General features: G+C 52.9%; 18 protein-coding genes. 16 read left to right on the top strand and 2 right to left on the bottom strand.

All coding sequences use genetic code 11. The annotated features are described in order from the left end of the window. The 6 genes from TCARDRAFT_RS11090 to lipA form a co-directional block, all read left to right on the top strand. Nucleotides 1–671 (top strand): IS110 family transposase (locus tag TCARDRAFT_RS11090; RefSeq protein WP_007290080.1); only part of this gene is annotated, 671 nt, incomplete at its 5' end. 474 nt (nt 672–1,145) lie between these two features. Beyond that, nucleotides 1,146–3,443, top strand: a complete 2,298-nt coding sequence (gene phsA / locus TCARDRAFT_RS11085; RefSeq protein ID WP_007290079.1) for a thiosulfate reductase PhsA — start codon at nt 1,146–1,148, stop codon at nt 3,441–3,443. A gap of 18 nt (nt 3,444–3,461) precedes the next feature. Beyond that, the gene (locus tag TCARDRAFT_RS11080; protein WP_007290078.1) at nt 3,462–4,037 is read left to right on the top strand and encodes a 4Fe-4S dicluster domain-containing protein; all 576 of its coding nucleotides are present in this window, start codon (nt 3,462–3,464) and stop codon (nt 4,035–4,037) included. Beyond that, on the top strand, nt 4,037–5,002 hold the full coding sequence (gene nrfD / locus TCARDRAFT_RS11075; RefSeq protein ID WP_007290077.1) for an NrfD/PsrC family molybdoenzyme membrane anchor subunit: 966 nt from the start codon (nt 4,037–4,039) through the stop codon (nt 5,000–5,002). The genes TCARDRAFT_RS11080 and nrfD overlap by 1 nt, the downstream gene beginning before the upstream one ends. A gap of 467 nt (nt 5,003–5,469) precedes the next feature. Further along, nucleotides 5,470–6,210, top strand: a complete 741-nt coding sequence (locus tag TCARDRAFT_RS11070) for a hypothetical protein (protein WP_007290076.1) — start codon at nt 5,470–5,472, stop codon at nt 6,208–6,210. A gap of 71 nt (nt 6,211–6,281) precedes the next feature. Beyond that, nucleotides 6,282–7,166, top strand: a complete 885-nt coding sequence (lipA, locus tag TCARDRAFT_RS11065) for a lipoyl synthase (RefSeq protein WP_007290075.1) — start codon at nt 6,282–6,284, stop codon at nt 7,164–7,166. Nucleotides 7,167–7,238: 72 nt separating this feature from the next. Here lipA and TCARDRAFT_RS11060 read toward each other — a convergent pair whose 3' ends face one another. Together TCARDRAFT_RS11060 and TCARDRAFT_RS11055 are read right to left on the bottom strand one after the other, a co-directional pair. Continuing rightward, complete coding sequence (locus TCARDRAFT_RS11060) at nt 7,239–8,084, bottom strand: DUF6385 domain-containing protein (protein ID WP_007290082.1); 846 nt, start codon at nt 8,082–8,084, stop codon at nt 7,239–7,241. Between the two features lie 149 nt (nt 8,085–8,233). After that, complete coding sequence (locus TCARDRAFT_RS11055) at nt 8,234–8,920, bottom strand: DUF6385 domain-containing protein (RefSeq protein ID WP_007290074.1); 687 nt, start codon at nt 8,918–8,920, stop codon at nt 8,234–8,236. Between the two features lie 168 nt (nt 8,921–9,088). Between TCARDRAFT_RS11055 and TCARDRAFT_RS11050 the strand changes: the two genes are divergently transcribed. The 10 genes from TCARDRAFT_RS11050 to gpmI all read left to right on the top strand — a co-directional run bounded on the left by TCARDRAFT_RS11050 (nt 9,089) and on the right by gpmI (nt 22,700). After that, the gene (locus TCARDRAFT_RS11050; RefSeq protein ID WP_007290073.1) at nt 9,089–11,059 is read left to right on the top strand and encodes a glycosyltransferase; all 1,971 of its coding nucleotides are present in this window, start codon (nt 9,089–9,091) and stop codon (nt 11,057–11,059) included. After that, nucleotides 11,056–12,774, top strand: coding sequence for a glycosyltransferase (locus tag TCARDRAFT_RS11045; protein WP_007290072.1), 1,719 nt, complete (start codon nt 11,056–11,058; stop codon nt 12,772–12,774). Before TCARDRAFT_RS11050 ends, TCARDRAFT_RS11045 begins: the two co-directional genes overlap by 4 nt. Then, nucleotides 12,771–14,309 (top strand): glycosyltransferase family 2 protein, encoded by a 1,539-nt coding sequence (locus TCARDRAFT_RS14695; RefSeq protein WP_007290071.1) that lies wholly within the window; start codon nt 12,771–12,773, stop codon nt 14,307–14,309. Before TCARDRAFT_RS11045 ends, TCARDRAFT_RS14695 begins: the two co-directional genes overlap by 4 nt. Then, nucleotides 14,278–15,792 (top strand): glycosyltransferase, encoded by a 1,515-nt coding sequence (locus TCARDRAFT_RS11035; protein ID WP_040683352.1) that lies wholly within the window; start codon nt 14,278–14,280, stop codon nt 15,790–15,792. Before TCARDRAFT_RS14695 ends, TCARDRAFT_RS11035 begins: the two co-directional genes overlap by 32 nt. Nucleotides 15,793–16,123: 331 nt before the next feature. Beyond that, nucleotides 16,124–16,789 (top strand): MgtC/SapB family protein, encoded by a 666-nt coding sequence (locus TCARDRAFT_RS11030; protein WP_007290069.1) that lies wholly within the window; start codon nt 16,124–16,126, stop codon nt 16,787–16,789. 281 nt (nt 16,790–17,070) lie between these two features. Beyond that, nucleotides 17,071–18,096 carry a sugar-binding transcriptional regulator gene (locus tag TCARDRAFT_RS11025; protein ID WP_007290068.1) on the top strand — a complete coding sequence of 342 codons (1,026 nt, stop codon included), beginning with the start codon at nt 17,071–17,073 and terminating at the stop codon, nt 18,094–18,096. A 54-nt stretch (nt 18,097–18,150) separates the two neighbouring features. Next, complete coding sequence (locus tag TCARDRAFT_RS11020; protein WP_007290067.1) at nt 18,151–19,155, top strand: ArsJ-associated glyceraldehyde-3-phosphate dehydrogenase; 1,005 nt, start codon at nt 18,151–18,153, stop codon at nt 19,153–19,155. A gap of 43 nt (nt 19,156–19,198) precedes the next feature. After that, the gene (locus tag TCARDRAFT_RS11015) at nt 19,199–20,383 is read left to right on the top strand and encodes a phosphoglycerate kinase (RefSeq protein ID WP_007290066.1); all 1,185 of its coding nucleotides are present in this window, start codon (nt 19,199–19,201) and stop codon (nt 20,381–20,383) included. Between the two features lie 11 nt (nt 20,384–20,394). Beyond that, entirely contained in the window at nt 20,395–21,147 is a 753-nt protein-coding gene (gene tpiA, locus TCARDRAFT_RS11010; protein ID WP_007290065.1) for a triose-phosphate isomerase, read from the top strand. 14 nt (nt 21,148–21,161) lie between these two features. Continuing rightward, entirely contained in the window at nt 21,162–22,700 is a 1,539-nt protein-coding gene (gene gpmI / locus TCARDRAFT_RS11005; RefSeq protein WP_007290064.1) for a 2,3-bisphosphoglycerate-independent phosphoglycerate mutase, read from the top strand. The last annotated feature ends 5 nt before the right edge of the window (nt 22,701–22,705 follow it).

The raw sequence follows: 22,705 nt of genomic DNA, 5'->3' as shown, positions 1-22,705 counted from the left end.
AGTTAGCGCAAATGGCAAAAGGAGCTTTGCGTAATAAACTTGCCGATTTAGAAAAGGCGTTAAAGGGCTCTCTTGGTTACCATCAAAAAATGATGCTATCCATGCAACTAAAACATATTGAAACGCTAGATGAAAGTATTAAAGAATTGGATAAAGAAATAGCAGACCGTATGCGCCCTTTTGAAGAAGCCTTGGAGCTATTAGACACCATACCCGGTGTTAATCGGCGCAATGCAGAAGAAATCATTGCTGAGATTGGAGTAGATATGAGTCGCTTCCCATCCGCGGAGCATCTTTCATCTTGGTCAGGAATGGCTCCAGGGCATAACGAAAGCGCTGATAAGCGAAAATCAGGAAAAACCCGTAAAGGAAACCAACATCTGCGAACAACACTTGTACAATCAGCTCGCTCTGCCGCCCGCCAAAAAGATACTTATCTTGCGTCTCAATACCGTAGAATCTGTTCCCGTCGTGGTTCTAACCGTGCTGCAGTAGCTGTAGGACATAGCATTTTAATAATTGCCTATCATATTCTCAAGAAAAAACAGCCGTACATTGAATTAGGTGCCAACTACTTTGAACAGCGAAGTAAAGATGCTGCAATAAAAAGAGCACTTCAACTTTTACAAAACGCAGGAATTGAAATAAACCTTGAAAATATAGTTGCTTAAGATCAGTTTAAAAGTAAATCCTTCTTTACAAATGCCTACTATAAAAAACCTATAGAGTAGGCCTTGGGATCTCTTTGTCTCTATTCGAAGTAGTTGACATAAATTTTTGAAGTGAGTTTTCGGAGTAGGACGCAAAGGGCTACGTGCGCGACAGTTGTCGCGCTTGAATTTATATAATGGAACCACAGAGGACACGGAGGGGGTATTTTTTAACTTTAGCGCGATGAATATCGCGCTCTCTGCGTTCTCCGCGGTTGAATAACGGTTTTCATGCTTTGTGGTGCCAATTTATTGGCATGATTATCTCTGTGGTTTCCTAATATTTTCCATCTTGAACTCGCCGTTTTTCAGGGTGGACAATTTTCGGAAAAAAATTTGAAAATGGGGCAGGAATTTTTAGGAAGGATATTTAATTATTGTATTAATAAATCAATACAATAATTGTTTACTACATCCATACAAGGGGGGTTGGGTGTGAAAAAGTTTTCCCGCAGGACATTCTTAAAGCTGTCCGGCGCGGCTACAGCAGCGCTGGCGGCGGCACCGACACTGCCGCGCATGGCGTCCTTGGCTGCTAACATCCAATTGGAGGGTTCTGCCGAATTCAAGGCCAGCTATTGTGAGATGTGCACTTCCCGCTGTCCGATTCAGGCGAAAGTCGTTGATGGCAAGACGGTGCTGATTAACGGCAATCCCGAATGGGCGGCCACCGGCGGTACGGTCTGCGCTCGTGGCGGCTCCGGTTTTTCCCAGCTGTACGACCCGCAGCGTTTAAAGAAACCGCTCATCCGTACCGGCGAGCGGGGCGAGGGCAAGTGGAAAGAAGTAAGCTATGAAGAAGCGTATGCGTACATAGCCGAAAAAATGCAGGACATTAAGGCCCGCTACGGCCCGGAGGCCATGGCTTTTGCCTGCCGCAAGGGCCCACATATGGGCTATCTGTATACTCTGGCTAAAGCCTATGGCTCGCCGAATACCTTCAATCATGAGTCTACCTGCCCGATGGCGAAAACGGTGGCCCTGGAGGCTACTTTCGGCACAGCCGCGCTTGGCATTGACTATGCCAATGTAAAATATCTGGTTACTTTTGGCCGGAATTTTTTTGAAGGCATCCATGTGGCCCAGACGCGCGGCGTGATGACGGCTGTCAGCAAGGGGGCCAAACTGGTGTCTTTTGACCCGCGGTTTTCCCTCACTAGTGCGAAAGCGCACGAGTGGTTCGCCATCAGGCCGGGGACCGATCTGGCCGTCGTCCTGGCCATTAATCATGTGCTTATCCGTGACGGACTGTATGACCGCGACTTTATTGACAAATACACGGAAGGGTTTGAGGCTGTAAAGGCTAGTCTTACCGCCTGCACACCGGCCTGGGCGGAACAGGAGAGCGGCGTCAGGGCTGCCGATATTGAGCGCATCGCCCGGGAACTGGCCGCTGCCCGGCCGCGGGCAGTGGTGGAGTTTGGCTGGCGGACGACTTCTACGCCCGAAGAATTTGAGCTCCGGCGGGCGATTATCATCACCAACCTGCTTCTCGGCAATCTGGAAGTACCGGGCGGTACGTTTTTTGTCAAAAGCGCCAACTTCATCAACAGCCTGGTAGGAAAGCCGGTCATCCAGCCGATTGCCGGGCCCAAGCTGCCTCCCTTTCCCCAGCCGGGCAGGCCGCGCATCGATGGCGCCGGCAGCAAGGGGCAGCCGTATAGCCTGGTGCCGCCGATTGACGGGGTTGTGCAGACTATCCCGGAAGCGGCTCTGACCGGGAAGCCTTATCCGATAAGAGGCTGGTTTATTTACCGCTATAATCCGGTGCTTACTATTCCGGACACTAACCGGGTCATTGAGGGGCTGAAAAAAATGGACCTGGTAGTAGTGTGTGACATAAATATGTCGGACACTGCCTGGTATGCCGACGTCGTTTTGCCAGAGAGCACGTATCTGGAGCGGGACGAGGGGTTCAACGACTACTCCGGTGCTGTGCCGGTCTATACCCTGCGCCAAAAGGTCGTCGAACCACTGTATGATACCAGACCGCACTGGCAGATATTTAAGGAGCTGGCCGAGAAGTTGGGGTTGGGAGCTTATTTCCCCTGGAAGGATGTTGAGGAGCTGCGCCTTATCCAAATGGGCGGCAAGGCTGACCTGGTCAGGATGGGTAAGGAAAAAGGATTTGTCAACTTTGGCCTCAAGCCGCTGTTTTTGCGGGACAGGGCGTCGGTAGCCGAGTTTGTGGCCAAGTTTCCGGAAGCCAAAGAGCTGGTCAATACGCAGGGGATTATCGACAAGCCGCTGTTAAACCTGAAGACCAAGAGCAAAAAGATCGAGCTATTGTCAACAGAGGCAGAAGAATTGTTTGGCCGCGGCGTACCTGTTTACCGGCCGGTTAAACTGGCCGAAGCCGGCGAGGCGTATTTTGTACAGGGCAAGGTGGCCGTTCATACCAACGGCCATACTCACAACGTGCCGTGGCTGTATAACCTGATGTCGGAGAACCGCCTGTGGTTAAACCCGGCTACTGCCGCCAAGCTGGGGCTTAAGGACGGTGACAAGGCAATTCTTAAGACCCGCACCGGACAGCAGCAGGTAAAAGTGCTGGTTACCGAGGGTGTACGGCCGGACACGGTGTTTGGCTATTTCGGGTTTGGGCGACTGTCGCCGGGACTCGGCAGGGCGTACAAAAAAGGCATAAATTCCAACCTGGCCCTGCCGCTTGTAACGGCCGATGTGTGCGGTTCGACCATACAAACGACCGGCGTCACTATAAGCAAGGTATAATACAAGGAGGGGTGGAGGATGGCTGAACAAAAACGCTACGGCATGGTCTATGACAGCAACAAATGCATAGGCTGCCAGTCCTGCAGCATAGCCTGCCGGGCCGAAAACAAAGTTCCCGACGGCGTAGCAAGGCTACAGGTCTGGATCGAAGGGCCGAAGGGTCGGTTTCCTAACCTGGTCATGGATTTTCACCGTCAGTCATGTGTGATGTGCGATAATTCGCCGTGCGTCAGCGTTTGTCCGACCGGCGCGTCGTATACGAATAAGGACGGCGTCAATCTGATCGACGAGAAAAAATGTGTCGGCTGCAAGTATTGCGTTACTGCCTGTCCCTATCAGGCCCGGTTCATCAATCCTAAGACCGGGGCGGCCGATAAGTGCACCTTCTGCTATACCAACCGCACGGCCAAAGGGCAAAAACCGGCCTGTGTCGCTGCTTGTCCGACTGGGGCGCTCACCTTTGGTGATCTCAATGACCCGCAGAGCGAGGTACGGGCGGTGCTAAGCAAAAACTACATCGTCAAACCCAAACAGCACTTGGGAACCAAGCCGAAAGTCACTACCATCCCGAACTGGCGCGGAGGTGAGGTATAATGGATATCATCTGGGGCGATATTACGCAATACACCGAAATAGCCTGGGGCTGGCCGATTGCGATCTATCTGTTTCTGGCCGGCCTGAGCGGCGGGGCGCTTATTACCGCCTTACTGGTCAAGTGGATTGAGGGCAACGAAACACCGCCGTGGGACGGGCTGATTAAAGCGGGAGCGCTGATCGCACCGCCGACCATTATTATCGGTCTGGCCCTGCTCATTGTCGATTTGGGCAAGCCCTTGTCGTTCTACCTGCTGATGCTGCACTACCAAATCACTTCCGTCATGTCTATCGGCGTTATTTTGCTGAGCATCTACACGCCGCTCGCGCTGCTCTTTAGCGCCATCATCTTTAAAAAGCCCCTCAGCGAACAGGGGTGGTCGGCGCCCTGGTTTAAACCGCTCCTGCCGCTGGTGGAGCGGCTTGAGCAGACTCGCTCCCTCGAAGGGATTATGTGCGTCTTGGCCGTCGGGGTCGCGACCTATACCGGTTTTCTCTTGTCGGCGCTGGTAGCCAAACCGCTCTTCAACACGCCCATTTTGCCGCTGCTTTTCTTAGTCTCCGGCATATCCGCCGGCATCGCCGCCAATATTCTCGTCGGTCTGACCTGCTTTCGCAGCACGGTCGACGAACAAAACCTCAAATACTTGTTGGCGCTTGACCTCAGGGTAATTCCCTTTGAACTCTTCATGCTGTTTTTGTTGTTTACCGGCATGTACTTTCAGGGCGGCCAGTATTACCTCATTGCCAAGGAAGCCCTGACCGTTGGCGTATGGGCTAAGGTGTTCTGGATTGGCGTGGTCGGCATTGGCCTGATCCTGCCTGTCGCCATTGCCGTAACCGCCCTGCATGGCCATGTATACCGGCTGCGCACCGTTCTGTTTAACTCGTCTATTGCCTTGGTGGGCGTTGTGCTGCTGCGTTTTTATTTCCTTTATGCGGGGCAAATCTTCACCGGCTCGTAGCACTGCTCTTCAGCTGCTGCCCAAGAAAGGGCAGCTTTTTTTTTAGCGTTCTATACTGAAAACCGGCAACTTCACACGCGCGACAGTTGTCGCGCTTGAATTTATATAATGGAACTACAGAGGACACGGAGGGGATATTTTTTAACTTTAGCGCGATGCATATCGCGCTCTCTGCGTTCTCCGCGGTTGAATAACTATTTTCATCGCTTGTGGTGCCAATTTATTGGCATGATTTTCTTCGCGGTTTTGTTAAAAAGGCGCGCGAATATTTTTGTGCTGGGCGAGGAATTAGACAAAAAAGATGATAACTTAAGAAAAAATTAACAACATCAAAAGAAAATTTGATATAATATAAAATAATATTTGCCTTGCACCCCCTCCCTTCCGCCGGGAGCGGGTTAGCCTGATTTGCAACCAAAACCGTGCCAGAGCGGTTTTTTGCCTGACTATGCTGAGGAGGTGAGACTGTGAACTGCATGCGTTTGCTGCGGTACACTCTGCCGGAAATGCTTGAACGGTTTGCCGGGGGCAAGATTTACTATTCCCGTTTTCCTAAGCTGAAAACTCATCGCCGTTCGTGGCCAGACCATATTGCCCTATATGACTTTGAAGACCGGCTGGCGGTAGTGACGGCCATTTACGACAATAGCGACGTGTTTCGTTCCATCCTGGAGCCGGCCGGCTTTACTTATGAGCCTGGCTCTGCGTCGCGCTGGTACAAAGAGACCAATGTCCCGTTCCGCCTGGACGACGATCCGTTGGCAGTTTTTGACCAGGTTCTTAAAGCTATTGAGACGGCGGCCGCTAACGTCCCAATTTTGCTGTACGCTTCCGGCCACCTGGCATGCCTGCAGAGTTATCTGGAAGTTTTATCCGGCCGGACGCCGACGCTGACCTATAGCGAGCTACTGGCACTGTTTGGTGGCAGTCTGTGGCAGCTTAACGCCGCAACGGAGTCCCTGCCCGGACCGCTGCCCTGGCGGGGGATGATCGAGATCGATACCGGCAACATTACCCGTCTGCCAGACGGCCGGTGGGGTGCCTGGTTTAGCGGCGATGCGCTCATTCCTTTGTTTGCCTCACGGGATGAGGCTTTGCGCTTCATGCAGCGGCGGCAGGAAATCTGCGGCCGTAATGGCAGTGAGAAAGAGAGCGGCGAGCCGGTGCGGGTGGCGCCGGCCTGCGCCGTCGTGCCGGCCGGTGTTTAGCGCTGTTAATTTCGGGGCGGGTGCGGTATAATGGAGGGAGACAATACTGACCGGAAAGGCGTTGGTAACAGATGACACGCACGACCGTGCCTGCCTGGCTGCGCGCCATGGTGCGCGATGCCAAACGGGCCGATAATCCGGCGCTCCATGCCCTGACCGCTGGCCGGCTGGCCGGATACCGCTTACATACCGTATGCGACGGGGCGCGCTGCCCCAATAAGGGGAGCTGTTATTCCCACGGTACAGCGACCTTTCTTATTCTCGGCAATACCTGCACCCGTAGTTGCGCCTTTTGCGCCGTAGACCATGGCCGTCCGCCGGCCGTCGATCCCGAAGAACCGCGCCGGTTGGCTGCCGCCGTGGCCGAAATGGGCCTTACCCATGTGGTGGTGACTTCGGTTACCCGCGACGATTTGCCCGACGGTGGAGCCGGGCAGTTTGCCGCTGTCATTAACGAATTGCGCAAGTTGCCGGGGCGGCCGCGGGTAGAAGTACTTACGCCCGATTTTCGCGGCGCGCCGGCGGCGCTGGCGACCGTGCTGGCCGCCGGTCCCGAGGTCTTTGCCCATAACGTGGAGACGGTGCCGCGCCTGTATTTAGCCGTGCGGCCGGGGGCGGAGTACCGTCGGTCGGTAAACCTTTTGGCGCAGGCAGCCAGGACGGCTAAGCCGGGCACCGAAATCAAAACCGGGATCATGCTTGGGTTGGGTGAGGAAGAGGCCGAAGTGATGGCCGTTCTCGAGGATGTGCGGGCGGCCGGTGTCACGATGATTACCCTGGGTCAATACTTGGCGCCGACCGGGCGGCATTATCCCGTGCAGCGCTATGTCCCGCCCGCGGAGTTTGCCAAATGGGCCGAAGTCGGCCGGCAGATGGGCTTCAAAAGCGTGGCGGCCGGGCCGCTTGTGCGCAGCTCCTATCATGCCGGTGAGTTCTACCGGGAAATACATGTTTAAAAGCAAACCGCAACCGTCGTTTTTCAACGATGGTTGCGGTTTGTAATTTTGTCTTTTGGGGGGCGCTATTTGCTAATTAGCGCAACCTCTTACACGTATGGCTAAGCTAGTACTTTTTCCCGGAGTGGCCGAATGGTATGCAAGGCGGGCAAACCTGGTGATAAAAGATGGCACAATGGTAATTATTTCGCCAGGGAGGACGTTGCGATCAGCTCCGTCGGTAAGCCAGTAGACGCCGTCAGGGCTAATTTGCAAAGACACAGTTGCGCTGCTGGCGCCGGTGTTAATGATAAAACAAGAGTAATTGAAGCGTTGAATACTTAGTGCGACTGTCGTTTGGATCGTATCGCTGGTTATGACGTTAGCGTCGAAATCTAGCAAATGGCTGAAGTTTTCAGGTGGCAAAGGATCTAAAAATGATATTTGCAAGTTTGGCCGAAGTTGCGGGTTGTGCGTCTTTTTACTATTTAAACTTAAAAGGCAGGAAGAAACATCATTTTCCAGTTTTAACAGCAAGCCACAGTTAGCAGTTTTGCCCATATACCAGTCGACAACAAGAGGCGTTACGTTAAAACTCAACAAAACATTGTCAGTATCATAAACGGTAACGCTATCGATCGGCGAGTTGTTTGTCAGCACCGGACTGCCTCGTCGCCATGGAGATATTATTTGATAAACTGAAATAGTTTTTTTTATGTTCGCATTTGCGCATTTTTTCCTGAGCAAATAAACGTTGAACAAACTGCGCACGATGGTTATTAACGGCGGTAGAGATGCGATGTCAAACTGGACAAGCGTATTGTACTCGCGTATTGCATGACCAAGTAGCGTAACGCCTTTAAATGGTTCATGGCGTAGGACTCTGCCATTAACCGCAGTGGCATTTTTTATGGGGTTTTTAAATGTTTTCTCACCCATGGTTTACCTCCTTTAAACAACAATTTTTGCTGCATTGTGCGTCAAAAAAAAAAAAACGACAGGTTGGAATACCAAGACCGTTATGTAAAGAAGTTTGCCTCTAACGATAGCGCCAGAGACAAACTTCTTTATTTATAACTGGCACGGCATTAAGCTTGCCCTTGCAGGAAGATGGAGAGGTCTACGGTACTGGCCGCGTTGACCGCTGCATAATATACGCGAGCATATTTGAGGAAGATAGACGCAACTAGCGCAGTTGCGGAGTTCTGGTTCAAAGTAACCACGCTGCTGTTGTCAACCCATGTGGAACCGTCAGGACTGATTTGTAGTTTAACCGTAGCTTGCGCGTTTTCGGCCGAAGTAGCACGGTTGACTATGCCAAACGAAAACTGTCTCAGACCGATAACATTGTACGTGTCGGTAGGCCAGCCGGCTGTATCGGTTAGACCAGTTATCTCCACGCTCACATCCGTAGTCGCTACGGTAGGAACAACCGAAAGGCCGGTACTTGTAACCAACAAGCCATTGGCTGGAGCGGTGACCAAAAGGCCGCCTGCAGGGCCGGTAATGCTAAGGCCTTCAGCCGGAGCGGTTACCATTAAGCCTTTGGACGGCGCAGTAACGAGCAGGCCGCCTACCGGCCCGGTGACGTTCAGCCCTTCGGCCGGAGCAGTGACCAGTAGGCCTTGCGCCGGAGCGGTGACCAAAAGGCCGCTTGCAGGGCCGGTAATTGCTAAACTGCCTTCAACGTCGGTTTTCAAAGGTAGGTTTTGCGAACCGTATACCTTTACGCGCGCCTGGTCGGCTATATCTTGGATGATCTTGAAGTTTGGCATTTTGTAAACACTCCTTTGCGTAATCATTTCAGCAAAACAATGCTGTTAGTGTATTTTATGTTACTAAAAACAAAGAGGTGACACGGCTGAGCCGATTATGGTTATCTTGTTGGACCGCGCAAATGCCTGTAGCATATACTGATACAAAAGGCAAAAGGAGTAATATTTATGGTAAGAACCATCAGTTTGTGCATGATTGTAAAAGACGAAGAAGCAAACTTGGCACGGTGTTTAAATAGTGTGCGCGGGGCGGTCGACGAAATTGTCGTAGTTGATACGGGCTCGACAGACCGGACAAGAGCAGTCGCAGAGTTGGCAGGCGCCAAAGTAATTTCGCGCAAGTGGCAAGACGATTTTAGCGCTGCTCGTAACGCTTCCTTGGAACTGGCTACAGGCGACTGGATTTTGTTTCTTGATGCCGACGAGGAGCTTGCGCCGGGCAGTGCTGATGTACTGCGGCGTGTGATCACTGACGAATGCGAAGGATATTTTATGAAAGTCGTAAATTTTATCGGCGCGGCCGACAACATCGAAACTGTACCTGACCTGGTATTCAGGATGTTTCGCAATAAGCCCGAATACCGCTTTCGGGGAGCGATTCATGAGCAGATTGTTGACGTTATTCTCGAAAAGAACAAGCAAGCAATATTTAAGGTTGCCGAAGGGATTGTTATTAGGCACTATGGCTACTTACAGCAACATATTATCGCTAAGGACAAAATAAACAGAAATTTAAGCATTATTACCAGAGAATGTGCTAATGACCCCGATAATAAAACGCTACGCTACCATTACGGGGTAGAGTTATACCGGGCCGAGCGTTACCTGGAAGCGGCGGATGAATTGGCAAAAGTAGCGGCGGCTGTTGATAGCGGCGTTGTTTACTACCCCAAACTGCTTAGGTATATCGCCTTGGCTTACTATGGAGCGCGCGAGTACGAACTGGCATTGGCGGCTATAACAAAAGGGCTGCAGTTATTTCCCGATTATGCTGACTTATATTACTACGGGGGAATAATCCAGCTCGAGCAGCAAGCATATGCCGGTGCTTGGGAATGGTTCCAGCGAGCCATTGCTACACCAGAACAGCCGGCCTATTATGCGTCTTTTGCCGGCTGCCGCGGCTTTCGCGCCTATTACCAATTGGGCGCTTTGGCAGAAATGTTTGGCGACGAGGAAGAAGCCCTGCGCTATTATATTCTCAGCCTGAGGGATAATGCGGAGTTTGCCCTGTCGCTTAAGGCCATTGTGCGTATTTTAAATCCTCGCAAATACCCGGAATATGCCATGCGGGCAATCGAGAAAATCTGCGAATTTTGCACTGCCGACGCGTACCGCCTGATTGGGATGATTTGCTTTGCAGAAGGGGCGTATGAGCTAGCCCTAAATTATTTTGAAAAAATTGATAGTTCAAGTATTGAAGCTTATACCGAAGTCTTGAAAGCCATTTGTTTGATACAACAGCAAAGATTGATGGAAGCAATACGCATTTTGGACAAAATGCCGCCAGGCCATCCGCAATTTCCGTTGGCGCAATTTAATAAAATCGTGGGATTTTGGTTGTTGAAAAACCGTAAAAAAGTACGCAGCTTATGCGATGAATTCTTGGCAGCTGGCTTGTCAGCCGATGCAAGTAAAGTGGTTGCCATGCTCAAGGATTCGTTATATACGCGGCGTTCTGTTCCGCTGCAAGTTTTGGGGAAAGAAGGAATAGATCTAGTCAAAGATATTGTTTTGCGTGCGCTGGACAGGCGAGAATTAGCACTCGCCCAAGGATTGTTAGCGCGGCTAGATAAAACGGTGCAAAAAGAATATGCCTTGGAGCTGTCCCATGTTTTTAGCAAATATGAATATTGGGACATCGCGCTTGAATATGCGGAGTTATATTTACAGGAACATGACGATAGTGCGGAGGCCTGGTTCCATTTAGCGGAAATTCTTGTTCAGACAAACCAGTTTGAACGCGGAAGCCTGTGTTATCATCGGGCTATAACCATCGATACCCGGCGCCCGCAATACTATGTAAAGCTAATAAAGTTATATCAAGCGATGCGTCGGAAGTTGCTGGGGGATGCGGCGCAGCAATTTCCGCAAATGCCAATCTTCAAGCAGCTCTTAGAGGAGGCGCCGCAAGAATGATATTTCAACGCGTTTCCTTAGCAATGATCGTGCGTAATGAGGGCAGCCGTATTGCCAAATGCTTGGCAAGTGTTAAGGACGTAGTGGACGAGATTGTCGTCGTTGACACAGGTTCGTGCGACGATACCGTACAAATTGCCAGAACTTTTACAGATAAGGTTTACTGTTTGCCTTGGCAGAATGATTTTGCTGCGGCGCGTAACTTTGCTATCGATCAAACGACGCATGAATGGATACTTTCGCTGGACGCTGATGAGCGCCTGGACGCCAAGCCGGGTGAGCTTCATGCCTTGATTAATCAGCCCCGCTATAGCGCCTATTGTTTGCCTTTATATGCCCTGAAAGTAGCAAATGACGGCCGGGAACAGGAAAGGATTATGGTACTGCGCTTGTTTCGGCGGGAGCACCGTTACAAAGGGTTTGTTCATGAATATGTGCACGTCAGTGATCCAGCGACAATCGGCGTTGCCTTGAGTCCGGCGATATATCACGATGCCGTTGCGCCAGCGGAGCGGCGCAGGCGGAGGGGCAGAAATATTGCGCTCTTGAAAAAAGCGCTTGCTAAAGAGCCTGACGACCCCTTTTGGCAGTATTATTTAGGCGCGGAGTGGCTTGGCTTGGGGCGAATCGAGCTGGCTGCCGTAGCTTTGCGTCAAGCGTTGAGTAATTTTTCACTGCAGCAAGTAACTTTTCGTAGCGCGGCTGTTCGCTACCTTATGCAGTGCTACAAACATTTGGGAGAAATTGACAAAGCAATTTGTCTATGCCTGGAAGAAAGTGAACGCTATCCCGATTACTGTGATCTTTTTTTCGACGGCGGCGTGCTGTTCGAATTGAAAGGCGAATACGAAGTTGCCCGCAAGTGGTTCCAAGAAGCGGTGAAATTAGGGCCGCCGGCGCTGGCTTATTTTCATACTGACGGAACGAATGGCTACTTGGCCCATTATCATTTGGGCTATTGCGCGGAAAAACTCGGCTTGTATAATGAGGCCATGCAATACTATGTAGCAGCCTTAAACAATACTCAAAACTATTATTACCCCCTGTATCAGCTTGTTTTGTTAAAATTGACCCGGCATAGTGTGCAAGACGTGGTGGATTTCCTGGCTGAGCGTAACTATCTTAAAGTCCCTGAAGTAGCGGAAAAAATGGCCGAATTGTTTTGGACGCTGGGCATGCCGGCTATTGCCTTGCGTTGTTTGACTCACTCAAATCCTGAGCATGACACGGGCTGGGAATTGCTAGCTAAATGCCAGATTTATGGGGGCGATATCTATAGCGCTTTACAGTGCTTGCGGCAGATGCGGCGCCAAGGCAAAAGGCTTAGTGGCGAAGTTTTAGGAGATGAAATTGTCGCTTTGCTCATGCTGGAGCGCTGCGCTGAAGCACGCGAAAAACTGTGGGAGCTTTGGCGCGAGCGGGAATACCGGGATATCTTTTGGGCGGCATTTTGCCTTTATAAAAAAATGTGCTGCGCTGTCTCGCAGCCTTTAGTCAATCGTAAGGCAGTGGCAGCGCTACTTGACCTTAGGCGCCGCTGTTTGGTCGCCCAACCTTGTGATGTGCGCAAGCAGCAACGCTTTGCCGAAGTCATCAAGGCGGTCCATGCAGTCCTAGCCAGCGAACCCGTAGCAACTACTGAACTGCTGGCTGAGCTTGAACAAGCGGAGCAGGAACTGAAACACACTGCGAGGATGCGGGGGTTATACCGATGAACACAGCCGTTTTTCTTTCGCTATGTATCATCGTCAAAAATGAAGAGCATTGTCTCGCGCGGTGTCTAAAGAGCGTTGCAAATATTGCGGATGAGATAGTCGTTGTCGATACAGGGTCAACCGATAATACAGTGAATGTTGCGCGAGAGCATGGGGCACGGGTGTTTTTTTACGAGTGGGAAGATGATTTTGCGGCGGCTCGCAACTATGCCATCAGCAAAGCGCAGGGAGATTGGCTGCTAGTATTGGATGCCGATGAAGAACTGAGCTCGGTAACTAGGCAGGAATTACTCGCCTTTATGCGGCAAACCCCGGCGGAAGGGTATTATTTCCGGATTTGCAGCTATTTAGATGAAAGCGGCAGCATGGTTGATGATTATGTTGTCCGTTTATTTAAAAATTTACCTGAGTACAGATTCGTGGGAACGATTCACGAGCAGATTGCCGGAACTATTCTCAGCTGCAATGAAGGCGGCGGGCTTGCTTTCGTCCCTTTTACCATTCGCCACTATGGGTATTGCCGGCAGGAAATTGAACATAAGCGGAAGTTTAACCGTAACACCGCCATTATTCGCAAAGCGCTTAGAAAAAATGTGCAAGACCCGTTTCTGCATTACAGTCTTGGAATTGAGTACCTTCATAATAAAGACTATCAACAGGCAGATGAGTGGCTGCAAAAAGCCGTTGTTTTGTTAAAAGGGGATGAAGGCTATATTCCGCAACTAATTACGGCGATTTTACTGGTTAAGTTGGCACTGCCTGACGACCCTGGTGCGGAAACATGGTTTCGCAAGGCTGTACTGGCGCTACCAGAAAACGCCGATATACGTTGCCTGTATGGCTTGTGGCTTATGCAGCGACATAACTATCAGGACGCCGTCGCAGCTTTAGAGGAGGTGGCAAATAAAGGATACTTGGCAGAGCGTGGTCGACTCACCGCCTTGTTGGGTGATGCGTATTCGCTGGCTGGGAAATATGATCAGGCGGTCGAGTGTTATATAGAAGCTATTAATAGTAGTTCGGGCAAAATCGTGTTGCATTGTTGGCAGCGGCTGCTCAGAGTGTGGTTGCACAACCCTGAGATAGGCGAGAAAGCTTTAGTGAACGTGCTTTCATCAGAAAAAACGGCAAATTTGTTCAGGTTGACATATGAGGCCGGTCGGTTTGAATTGGCTCTTGCCGCCAGCCTGTACGCTGCTCGCGAGCGGGGCAAGGCCAATGACATTGCGGCGATGACAGCTTATTGCAATATATATCGCCAATTGCTTGTTGCAGCGCCAACGGCAGGACCGCTGCCCGCACACGTCTATGGCATTTTAACTAACGGGGCGGAAATATTGCTGCTGCAATGTACGCTTATGCAAATGGGCGGCGGTAATATCGCGAGGATTAAACAAGCGACAGACTTAGCCGTGCGGGAACAGCTCAGGCTGATCGCAGTCCTTGTGCAAGCGACTGCGCCCCATGATCTACCATTATCGTTCTGGCAGGGGGTGTTATTAGGTGAAACGGGTGTTAATCGCCAGCCCAGTTAGGCAGAAACCAAACATCTTGGCTGAGTTTCTTACTTGCCTGGCGCAGCTGGAAACAGCAGGGCTTGCAGTAGAGTACGCGTTCATTGACGACAATGACGTCTTAAGTGATCAGCTGCAAGCCTTTGCCGCGGCTAAGCCCCAGACTACCATTTTGCGCGGTATGGAAAATTCCCATTATTACCAGTGCAACGAACAAACTCATTTTTGGCAGGACGACATCATTTGGAAAGTGGCCCGCTATAAAGATATATTTATTCAAATGGCGCGTGACAGAGAGTTTGATTATCTCTTCCTGGTCGATTCCGATTTGGCGCTCCATCCTAAGACCATTACCCACCTTGTGAGTTTGGGCAAAGATATTGTTGCCGAGGTCTATTGGACCAGGTGGGAAAAGGACTTAATTCCTTTGCCGCAGGTGTGGCTGGGGGGGCAGTACCGGCTGCATGCTCTGCAGACAGGGGAAGAGTTAAGTCCTGAAGAAACTGCCCAACGGCAAAATAATTTTTTGCGCATGCTACAATGTCCAGGAATATACAAGGTAGGAGGACTTGGAGCGTGTACGCTGATTAGCGCCGCGGCTTTGCGAGCGGGTGTTTCTTTTCGAAAAATTTATAATCTTGACTTGATTGGTGAAGACCGCCATTTTTGCGTGCGGGCAGCTGCACTGGGGTTCGAACTTTATGCCGATACCTGTTACCCGCCTTACCATATGTACCGGGAGTCTGAATTGTCTGGCCTTAGCCAGCATAAAGAACTATATGACTATGCTCAGCAAAGGCCTTCACCCCGCCTGATGCTGGCAATGTTGGTGCGCAACGAGGCAGACCGTTACTTGGAGAAAGTACTCACCCATGCGACCCGTTATGTGCATGAAGCTGTCATCCTGGACGATGCCAGCACAGACCATACCATTGCTGTGTGCCGCCGTTGCCTTGCTAGCCTGCCGCATAAAATAGTTGTCAATGACGAGCCGGGATTTCATAATGAAGTGGCGTTGCGTAAGCAGCTGTGGGATCTGGCGGTGGAAACTAAACCTGATTGGATACTAATTTTGGATGCTGACGAGGTGTTTGAGGACAAAATTGTTGACGTCATGCCTCATCTGTTGCGCAGCCCTCATTTTGACGCATATTACTTCCGCCTTTACGATATGTGGACCGAAAAACAGTACCGCGAGGATGAATATTGGCAAGCGCACAAATATTACCGGCCGTTTTTAGTTCGTTACAAGCCCGGTTATAATTACGTTTGGCAAGAAACAGCCCAGCATTGCGGACGTTTTCCGATTAGTATCGCCAGCCTGCGGGGAGCAACTTGCCAGGTGCGCTTGCAGCACTGGGGGTGGGTCCGGCCGGCCGACCGGCTGGAAAAATACTATCGCTATCAAAAGCTTGATCCCCAAGCGCATTATGGGGTGAGAGAACAATATTTATCTATCTTGGACCCTAAGCCCCGGTTGCTTTTCTGGCAAGAAGAGGAGTAAAAAAGACGCTTGGCTCGGCTCAAAACGTCGCTGTGAATGGCAACGGAACGCGAGTTGAAACTTCTTGAACTGTTGGTGAAGAGTGGATGGATATGTTAGTCCCGTTATTCCAAGCTGAAAGCTTCATTGCGTTTAACGAGAAAATTGAAATAAAAGGAATATTCGAGTAAATATAGAATACCTTAAGCACAACAATATCTTAAAGCTTGAGGCAAATAAACGGGTTGCGCGCGACAGTTGATTTGCATCGCCGGTTTTCCTTTAAGCATTGCGGCGCTAGCATATCTAGCATATTATTTTTATATTACACATTACACTGGAGGTTGGCGGGATGATCAGTGACCTTGACATCTGCATCCGCGTCGCCGTGGCCTTCGTGCTGGGCGGTATTATCGGCTATGAACGGCAGTCGCGCAATAAATGGGCCGGTCTTCGCACCCATGTGCTTGTGTGTCTGGGGTCTTGCCTCATCATGATTTTGTCCATCAATATTTATTATTCGGTACAGGGCCAGACCAACGCCGACCCGGCGCGGCTGGCGGCCCAAGTGGTGAGCGGCATCGGCTTCCTCGGCGCCGGTACCATCATGAAGGAAGGGGCGACGGTCAAGGGACTGACCACAGCGGCCAGCATCTGGGTGGTATCAGGTGTAGGCCTGGCGGTAGGGGCCGGCTATTTTTGGGGCGCCTTGTTTACTACTTGTCTGGTTTTACTGACTCTTACCACGCTTTCCCGGTTAGAAAAAAGCTACAGTCAAGGTTATACTGCCACGTTGCTCCTGTCGATTGTCGATAAGCCTGGGCAGATTGGCAAAATCGGGTCTTATCTGGGACAACACTGCGTCAGTATCCGCGACATCCGTATTGAAGAACATGATGATCATGGTCATTCGCTGTTGGTTACGCTGATGCTGCACTTTCCTGACCGGGTCAATGTCAATGAGGTAATCGCTAATCTTATGGCTATTGACGGTGTGATGGCGGTGAAAAGGGAATGAGGAATGAGGAATGAGGTATGAGGAATGAGGTATGAGGTATGAGGTATGAGGTGTGAGGTGTGAGGTATGAGGTATGAGGTGTGAGGTATGAGGTGTGAGGTGTGAGGTGTGAGGTTGGGGGCGGGGTTAAGTGTTTAAAGTTTTTTAAAACTTAGCAGGAAATTGCCACTATTTGCCGAATAATATTTATTAAATTAAGGTCATAGTGGCGAATTTTTTTGGCCGGAATGGGACATAACAGGTACCGGTGGGACATATATAGACCCGGAGGGGAGAACTTTGTGAAAGACATCGCCCGGCTGCACCGAAAAATTGCTCCCGAACTTATAAGTGTTATGGAAGATCGTTATAATATACTCCGGCATATTCAGTATGCCCAGCCGGTAGGCTGGCGCGCGCTGGCCGCCATGCTGGGCGTGGGTGAGCGCATTGTTCGTGCCCAGGTAGATTTTTTAAAAAATGCCGGCTTGGTCGACTTTTCGCCGCTGGGCATGACGGTAACCGACGAAGGCGGCGCCCTGCTGAGCGAACTGGCGGCTTATATCCGCCTGGTGCGCGGGCTTACTGACCTGGAAGAAGAGCTTGCCGTCAAACTGCGTCTTGAGCGGGTAGTTATCATTCCTGGCGATAGCCAGGCGGACGCGGCGGTGCAGCGCGAGCTCGGCCGAGCGGCCGCGGGAGTATTAAGCCAATATCTGGGAGATAATATGACCATTGCGGTAAGTGGCGGCTCTACCATGGCTACTCTCGCCGACGCCGTCCAGTTTAGCGCGCCGGGCACCACGGTGGTGCCGGCCCGCGGTGGGTTGGGCGAACAGGTGGAATACCAGGCCAATACTATCGCTGCCCGGATTGCGGGCAAGCTGGGGGGGCGGTACCGCCTGCTGCACATTCCTGACGGTTTAAGCGAGGAAGCGCTGGAGGCCATTCTTGCCAGTGACGGCAACGTACGGGCAGTAGCCGACATGATTAAACGCGCCCATATTTTGGTTCATGGCATCGGACAGGCGGCTCAAATGGCTGCCCGCCGCGGCTTGCCGGCAGAGACGATCAGGGAAATTACGGCCCGCGGCGCGGTAGGCGAAGCCTTGGGCCAGTACTGCACCATTACGGGCGATGTCGTGTATGTTACTAACAGCGTAGGGTTGCGCCTGGCTGATTTAACCGGTATTGGCCGGGTTATTGCCGTAGCGGGCGGAAGCTCTAAGGCAGCCGCTATTGTCGCTGTCACCGGGGCCGGCGGGCAGGACATTCTGATTACCGACGAGGCCGCCGCCCGCGCCATCCAGGGTATTATAAACTCTTAATAATAAAAAATCTTAATAATAAAAAAATTATTCTTTTAGGGAGGAATTATCAGTATGGCAACAAAAGTAGGTATTAACGGATTTGGCCGCATTGGCCGCAACGTCTTCCGGGCTGCCCTGAACAACCCGGACATCGACATCGTAGCCGTCAACGACTTGACTGACGCCGCAACACTCGCCCACCTGCTCAAGTACGACTCGGTGCACGGCATCCTCGATGCCGAGGTGAAAGCCGGGGAAAATAGCATCATCGTTAACGGCAAAACCATCAAGGTGCTGGCCGAACGGGACCCTGGCAGCCTTCCCTGGAAGGACCTGGGCGCTAGTGTGGTCGTTGAGTCGACCGGCCGGTTTACCGATGCCGAAAAAGCGGCCGCCCACATTAAGGCCGGGGCCAAGAAGGTTATTATCTCCGCACCGGCGAAAAATGAGGATATTACCATCGTCATGGGCGTCAACCATGAAAAATACGACCCGGCCAAACACCACATCATTTCCAACGCATCCTGCACCACGAACTGCTTGGCGCCCTTTACCAAGGTAGTGCACGAAAAGTTCGGCATTAAACACGGACTCATGACCACCGTCCACTCGTATACCAATGACCAGCAGATTCTCGACTTGCCCCATAAGGATTTGCGCCGGGCCCGCGCTGCCGCAATGTCGATTATTCCGACCACTACCGGCGCCGCCAAAGCCATCGGCCTGGTTATTCCTGAGCTGAAAGGCAAGCTCAACGGCTTTGCGATGCGGGTGCCGACGCCCAATGTTTCGATTACCGACCTGGTGGTGGAACTGGAGAAACCAGCCACGGCGGAAGAAATCAACGCCGCCCTGAAGGCCGCCGAAGGCGAGCTTAAAGGCATCATGGCTTTCTCCGAAGAACCGCTCGTTTCCCGCGACTATAACGGCAACCCGCATTCGTCCATTGTTGACGGCCTGTCCACCATGGTGGTCGACGGGACGATGGCCAAAGTGGTTGCCTGGTACGACAACGAATGGGGCTACTCCAACCGCGTCGTCGACCTGATCCGGTACATAGCCCAAAAAGGACTGTAATGCCAAGGGGCACAGCGCGTGCCCCTTTTTGGAGGTATGGGAGATGAATAAAAAGACGGTAAAGGATATCGCCGTAACCGGCAAAAAAGTCTTTGTCCGGGTAGACTATAATGTGCCGATGGACAAAAGCGGCCACATTACCGACGACACCCGCATCCGGGCCACATTGCCCACTATCCGCTACCTGCTCGACCAGGGGGCGGCGGTCATTCTCGCCAGCCATCTGGGCCGGCCCAAAGGCGCGCCGGCGCCTGAGTATTCGCTGGCGCCGGTAGCTAAGCGGCTCAGTGAGCTCCTTGGTCAGGAAGTGTTGTTTGCCGCCGACTGCGTGGGCGCCGAGGCCGAGGCCAAAGCCGCCCAGCTTAAGCCCGGCCAGGTGCTGCTGCTCGAAAACCTGCGTTTTCATAAAGAAGAAGAAAAAAATGATGAGCGCTTTGCCCAAAGCCTGGCCCGTCTGGCCGACGTGGCCGTTAACGACGCCTTCGGGGTGTCGCACCGCGCTCATGCCTCGGTGGAAGGGATTACTAAATTTGTGCCGATGGTAGCCGGTTTTCTCATGGAAAAAGAAATCGCGTTTCTCGGGCAGGCGGTTACCAATCCGACCCGGCCCTTTGTCGCCATAATCGGTGGGGCGAAGGTATCGGATAAAATCGGTGTTATTGAAAATCTACTTGGCAAAGTTGATACCCTGATTATCGGCGGCGGTATGGCCAACACTTTCCTGCGGGCCCAAGGCTTTGCCACCGGCAAGTCACTGGTGGAGGAGGATAAAGTCGAACTGGCCGCCACGCTGATTGACCAAGCCAAAGCCAAGGGCTTAAAATTGCTGCTGCCTACCGACGTAGTTATTGCTGACCGCTTTGCCGCCGATGCCGCCTGGCGCGTTGCCGGCGTGGCCGAAATCGACCCCGAGTGGATGGTGCTGGACATCGGGCCGGAAACGGCCAAGGCGTTTGGCGAGGCGGTGCAAGGAGCCAAAACGGTTGTGTGGAACGGGCCCATGGGCGTCTTCGAATTCGACGCTTTTGCCAAAGGGACCGAGGCGGTGGCCAAAGCGGTTGCCGGCTCCGGCGCCACCAGCATTGTCGGCGGCGGCGATTCCATTGCCGCCCTGGAAAAGGTAGGCTTGGCCGCGCGTATTACCCATATTTCCACTGGCGGCGGCGCGTCGCTTGAATTTCTCGAAGGCAAGGTGCTTCCGGGCATTGCCGCCCTGGCGGACAAATAGGAGGGGGAAAAGTGCGTAAACCCATTATTGCCGGTAACTGGAAAATGCATAAAACGGTTGCCGAAGCGCAGGCGCTGGTGCAAGACATTGTCCGGCTTACGGCCGATGCCGGCGAGGTTGAGGTTGTTGTCTGCCCGCCCTTTACTGCTTTATACTCGGTGCGGACCGTCGTGGGCGGCACCCATGTCCGGCTGGCCGCCCAGAACGTGCACTGGGAGCAGCAGGGCGCCTTTACGGGCGAAATATCGCCGGCCATGCTGCGCGATGTGGGCTGCGATTATTGCATCATCGGCCATTCGGAGCGCCGCCAGTATTTTGCAGAGACCAATGAAACGGTTAACAAAAAGGTCAAAGCCGCCCTGGCCCATGATCTTATTCCCATTATGTGCGTAGGCGAGACCCTGGCCGAGCGGGAAGCCGGTGCCACCGCAGCGGTGGTGGGCGAGCAGGTCCGGGGAGGGTTAGCCGGCCTGACGGCCGACCAGGTAGCCGCCATGGTTATTGCCTATGAGCCGGTGTGGGCCATCGGTACTGGCCGCACGGCCTCACCCCGGGATGCTAACGCCGTGTGCGCTTTTATCCGGGCCATTGTGCGGGAAATGTTCGGTGATGCGGCCGACCGCGTCCGCATTCAGTACGGCGGCAGTGTCAAACCGGAAAATATTGCCGAGCTGATGGCCCAGAGCGACATCGACGGCGCCCTGGTAGGCGGCGCCAGCTTGGACGCCGTGAGCTTTAGCGGCATTGTCAAGTTTCGCACCTAGAAGGAGAGGATGGCGTGACTAAACTGCAGCAACCAATCGCCCTCATCATCCTGGACGGCTGGGGCATCGGCCGGGCCGAAGACCCATTCAACGCCATCGCCCAGGCCGGGACGCGGCATATTGCCCTCTTGGCCGAGCTTTATCCCAGTACGACTTTGATAAGCTCCGGGGAGGCCGTTGGCCTGCCGGCGGGACAGATGGGCAATTCGGAAGTAGGCCACCTGAATATCGGCGCCGGACGGATTGTTTACCAGGAGCTGACCCGCATCAGCAAGGATATCCGTGAGGGAGGCTTTTTTGTCAACCCCGTGCTGGTTGATGTAGCTACCCGCACGAAAGCCGGCGGGGGAGCGCTCCATCTGATGGGCCTCTTGTCTGACGGTGGCGTCCACAGCCACATCGACCACCTTTACGCCCTATTGGAACTGGCAAAACGGCAGGGGCTGGAGCGCGTTTACGTCCACGCCTTCCTCGACGGACGCGACGTACCACCGGCCAATGCGCTGGAATATGTCGATGCTCTTGAAACGAAAATGGCGGACTTGGGCATCGGACGCATTGCCACCATTGCCGGCCGGTATTGGGCGATGGACCGCGATAAGCGCTGGGAGCGCACGGAAAAGGCGTACGCCGCCCTGGTGTACCGGGACGGCCTGCATGCGCCCAGTGCCCGGGCGGCGGTAGAAGCGGCGTACGCGCGGGGCGAAACCGACGAGTTTGTGATGCCAACGGTGGTGGACGGCTGCGGCGACTGCGCCGTTAAAGCCGGTGACGGCGTCATCTTCTTCAATTTCCGTCCCGACCGGGCCCGTCAGCTTACCCGTGCTTTCGTGGACAGCCAGTTCAGCGGCTTTGACCGCCGCTACGGCTATTTCCCGCTCCACTTTGCGACCATGACCCAGTATGACGAAACGCTGGCCGTGCCGGTCGCCTACGCGCCGCAGTTTTTGACCAACACGCTGGGCGAGGTGATCAGCAAAGCGGGGCTGACCCAGCTGCGCATCGCCGAGACGGAAAAATACGCCCATGTCACCTACTTTTTCAACGGCGGCGAGGAACGGCCCTTTGCCAACGAAGACCGGGTGCTCATTCCCTCGCCGAAAGTGGCAACTTACGACCTTCAGCCGGAAATGAGCGCACCGGCCGTCACTGATCGGGCGGTGGCGGAAATCCGGTCCGGCAAATATGACTTTATTGTCATCAACTACGCCAACGGCGACATGGTAGGCCACTCGGGCAAGTTTGAAGCTGCCGTCCAAGCGGTGGCCACGGTGGATGAATGTGTGGGCCGGGTGGTAGCGACCATGCGCGAACGGGGCGGCATTGTCTGCATAACCGCCGACCACGGCAATGCCGAGTGCATGCGGGATGAAACGGGCGAACCGTTTACCGCCCACACGACCAATGAGGTTCCCTTTATCCTTGTCGCCGATGCCTACCGTGGGCGCAGGCTGCGGCGCGGCATCCTGGCTGACATCGCTCCCACCATTTTGGAACTGGCCGGGCTTGCGATACCGCCGGAAATGACCGGCCGGAGCTTACTGGAGAAATAGGAGGG

This window comes from Thermosinus carboxydivorans Nor1 (genome assembly GCF_000169155.1).
Classification (GTDB): domain Bacteria; phylum Bacillota; class Negativicutes; order Sporomusales; family Thermosinaceae; genus Thermosinus; species Thermosinus carboxydivorans.
The sequence above is the reverse complement of the archived record's forward strand: the minus strand, read 5'-3'. Positions and strand labels throughout refer to the sequence as shown.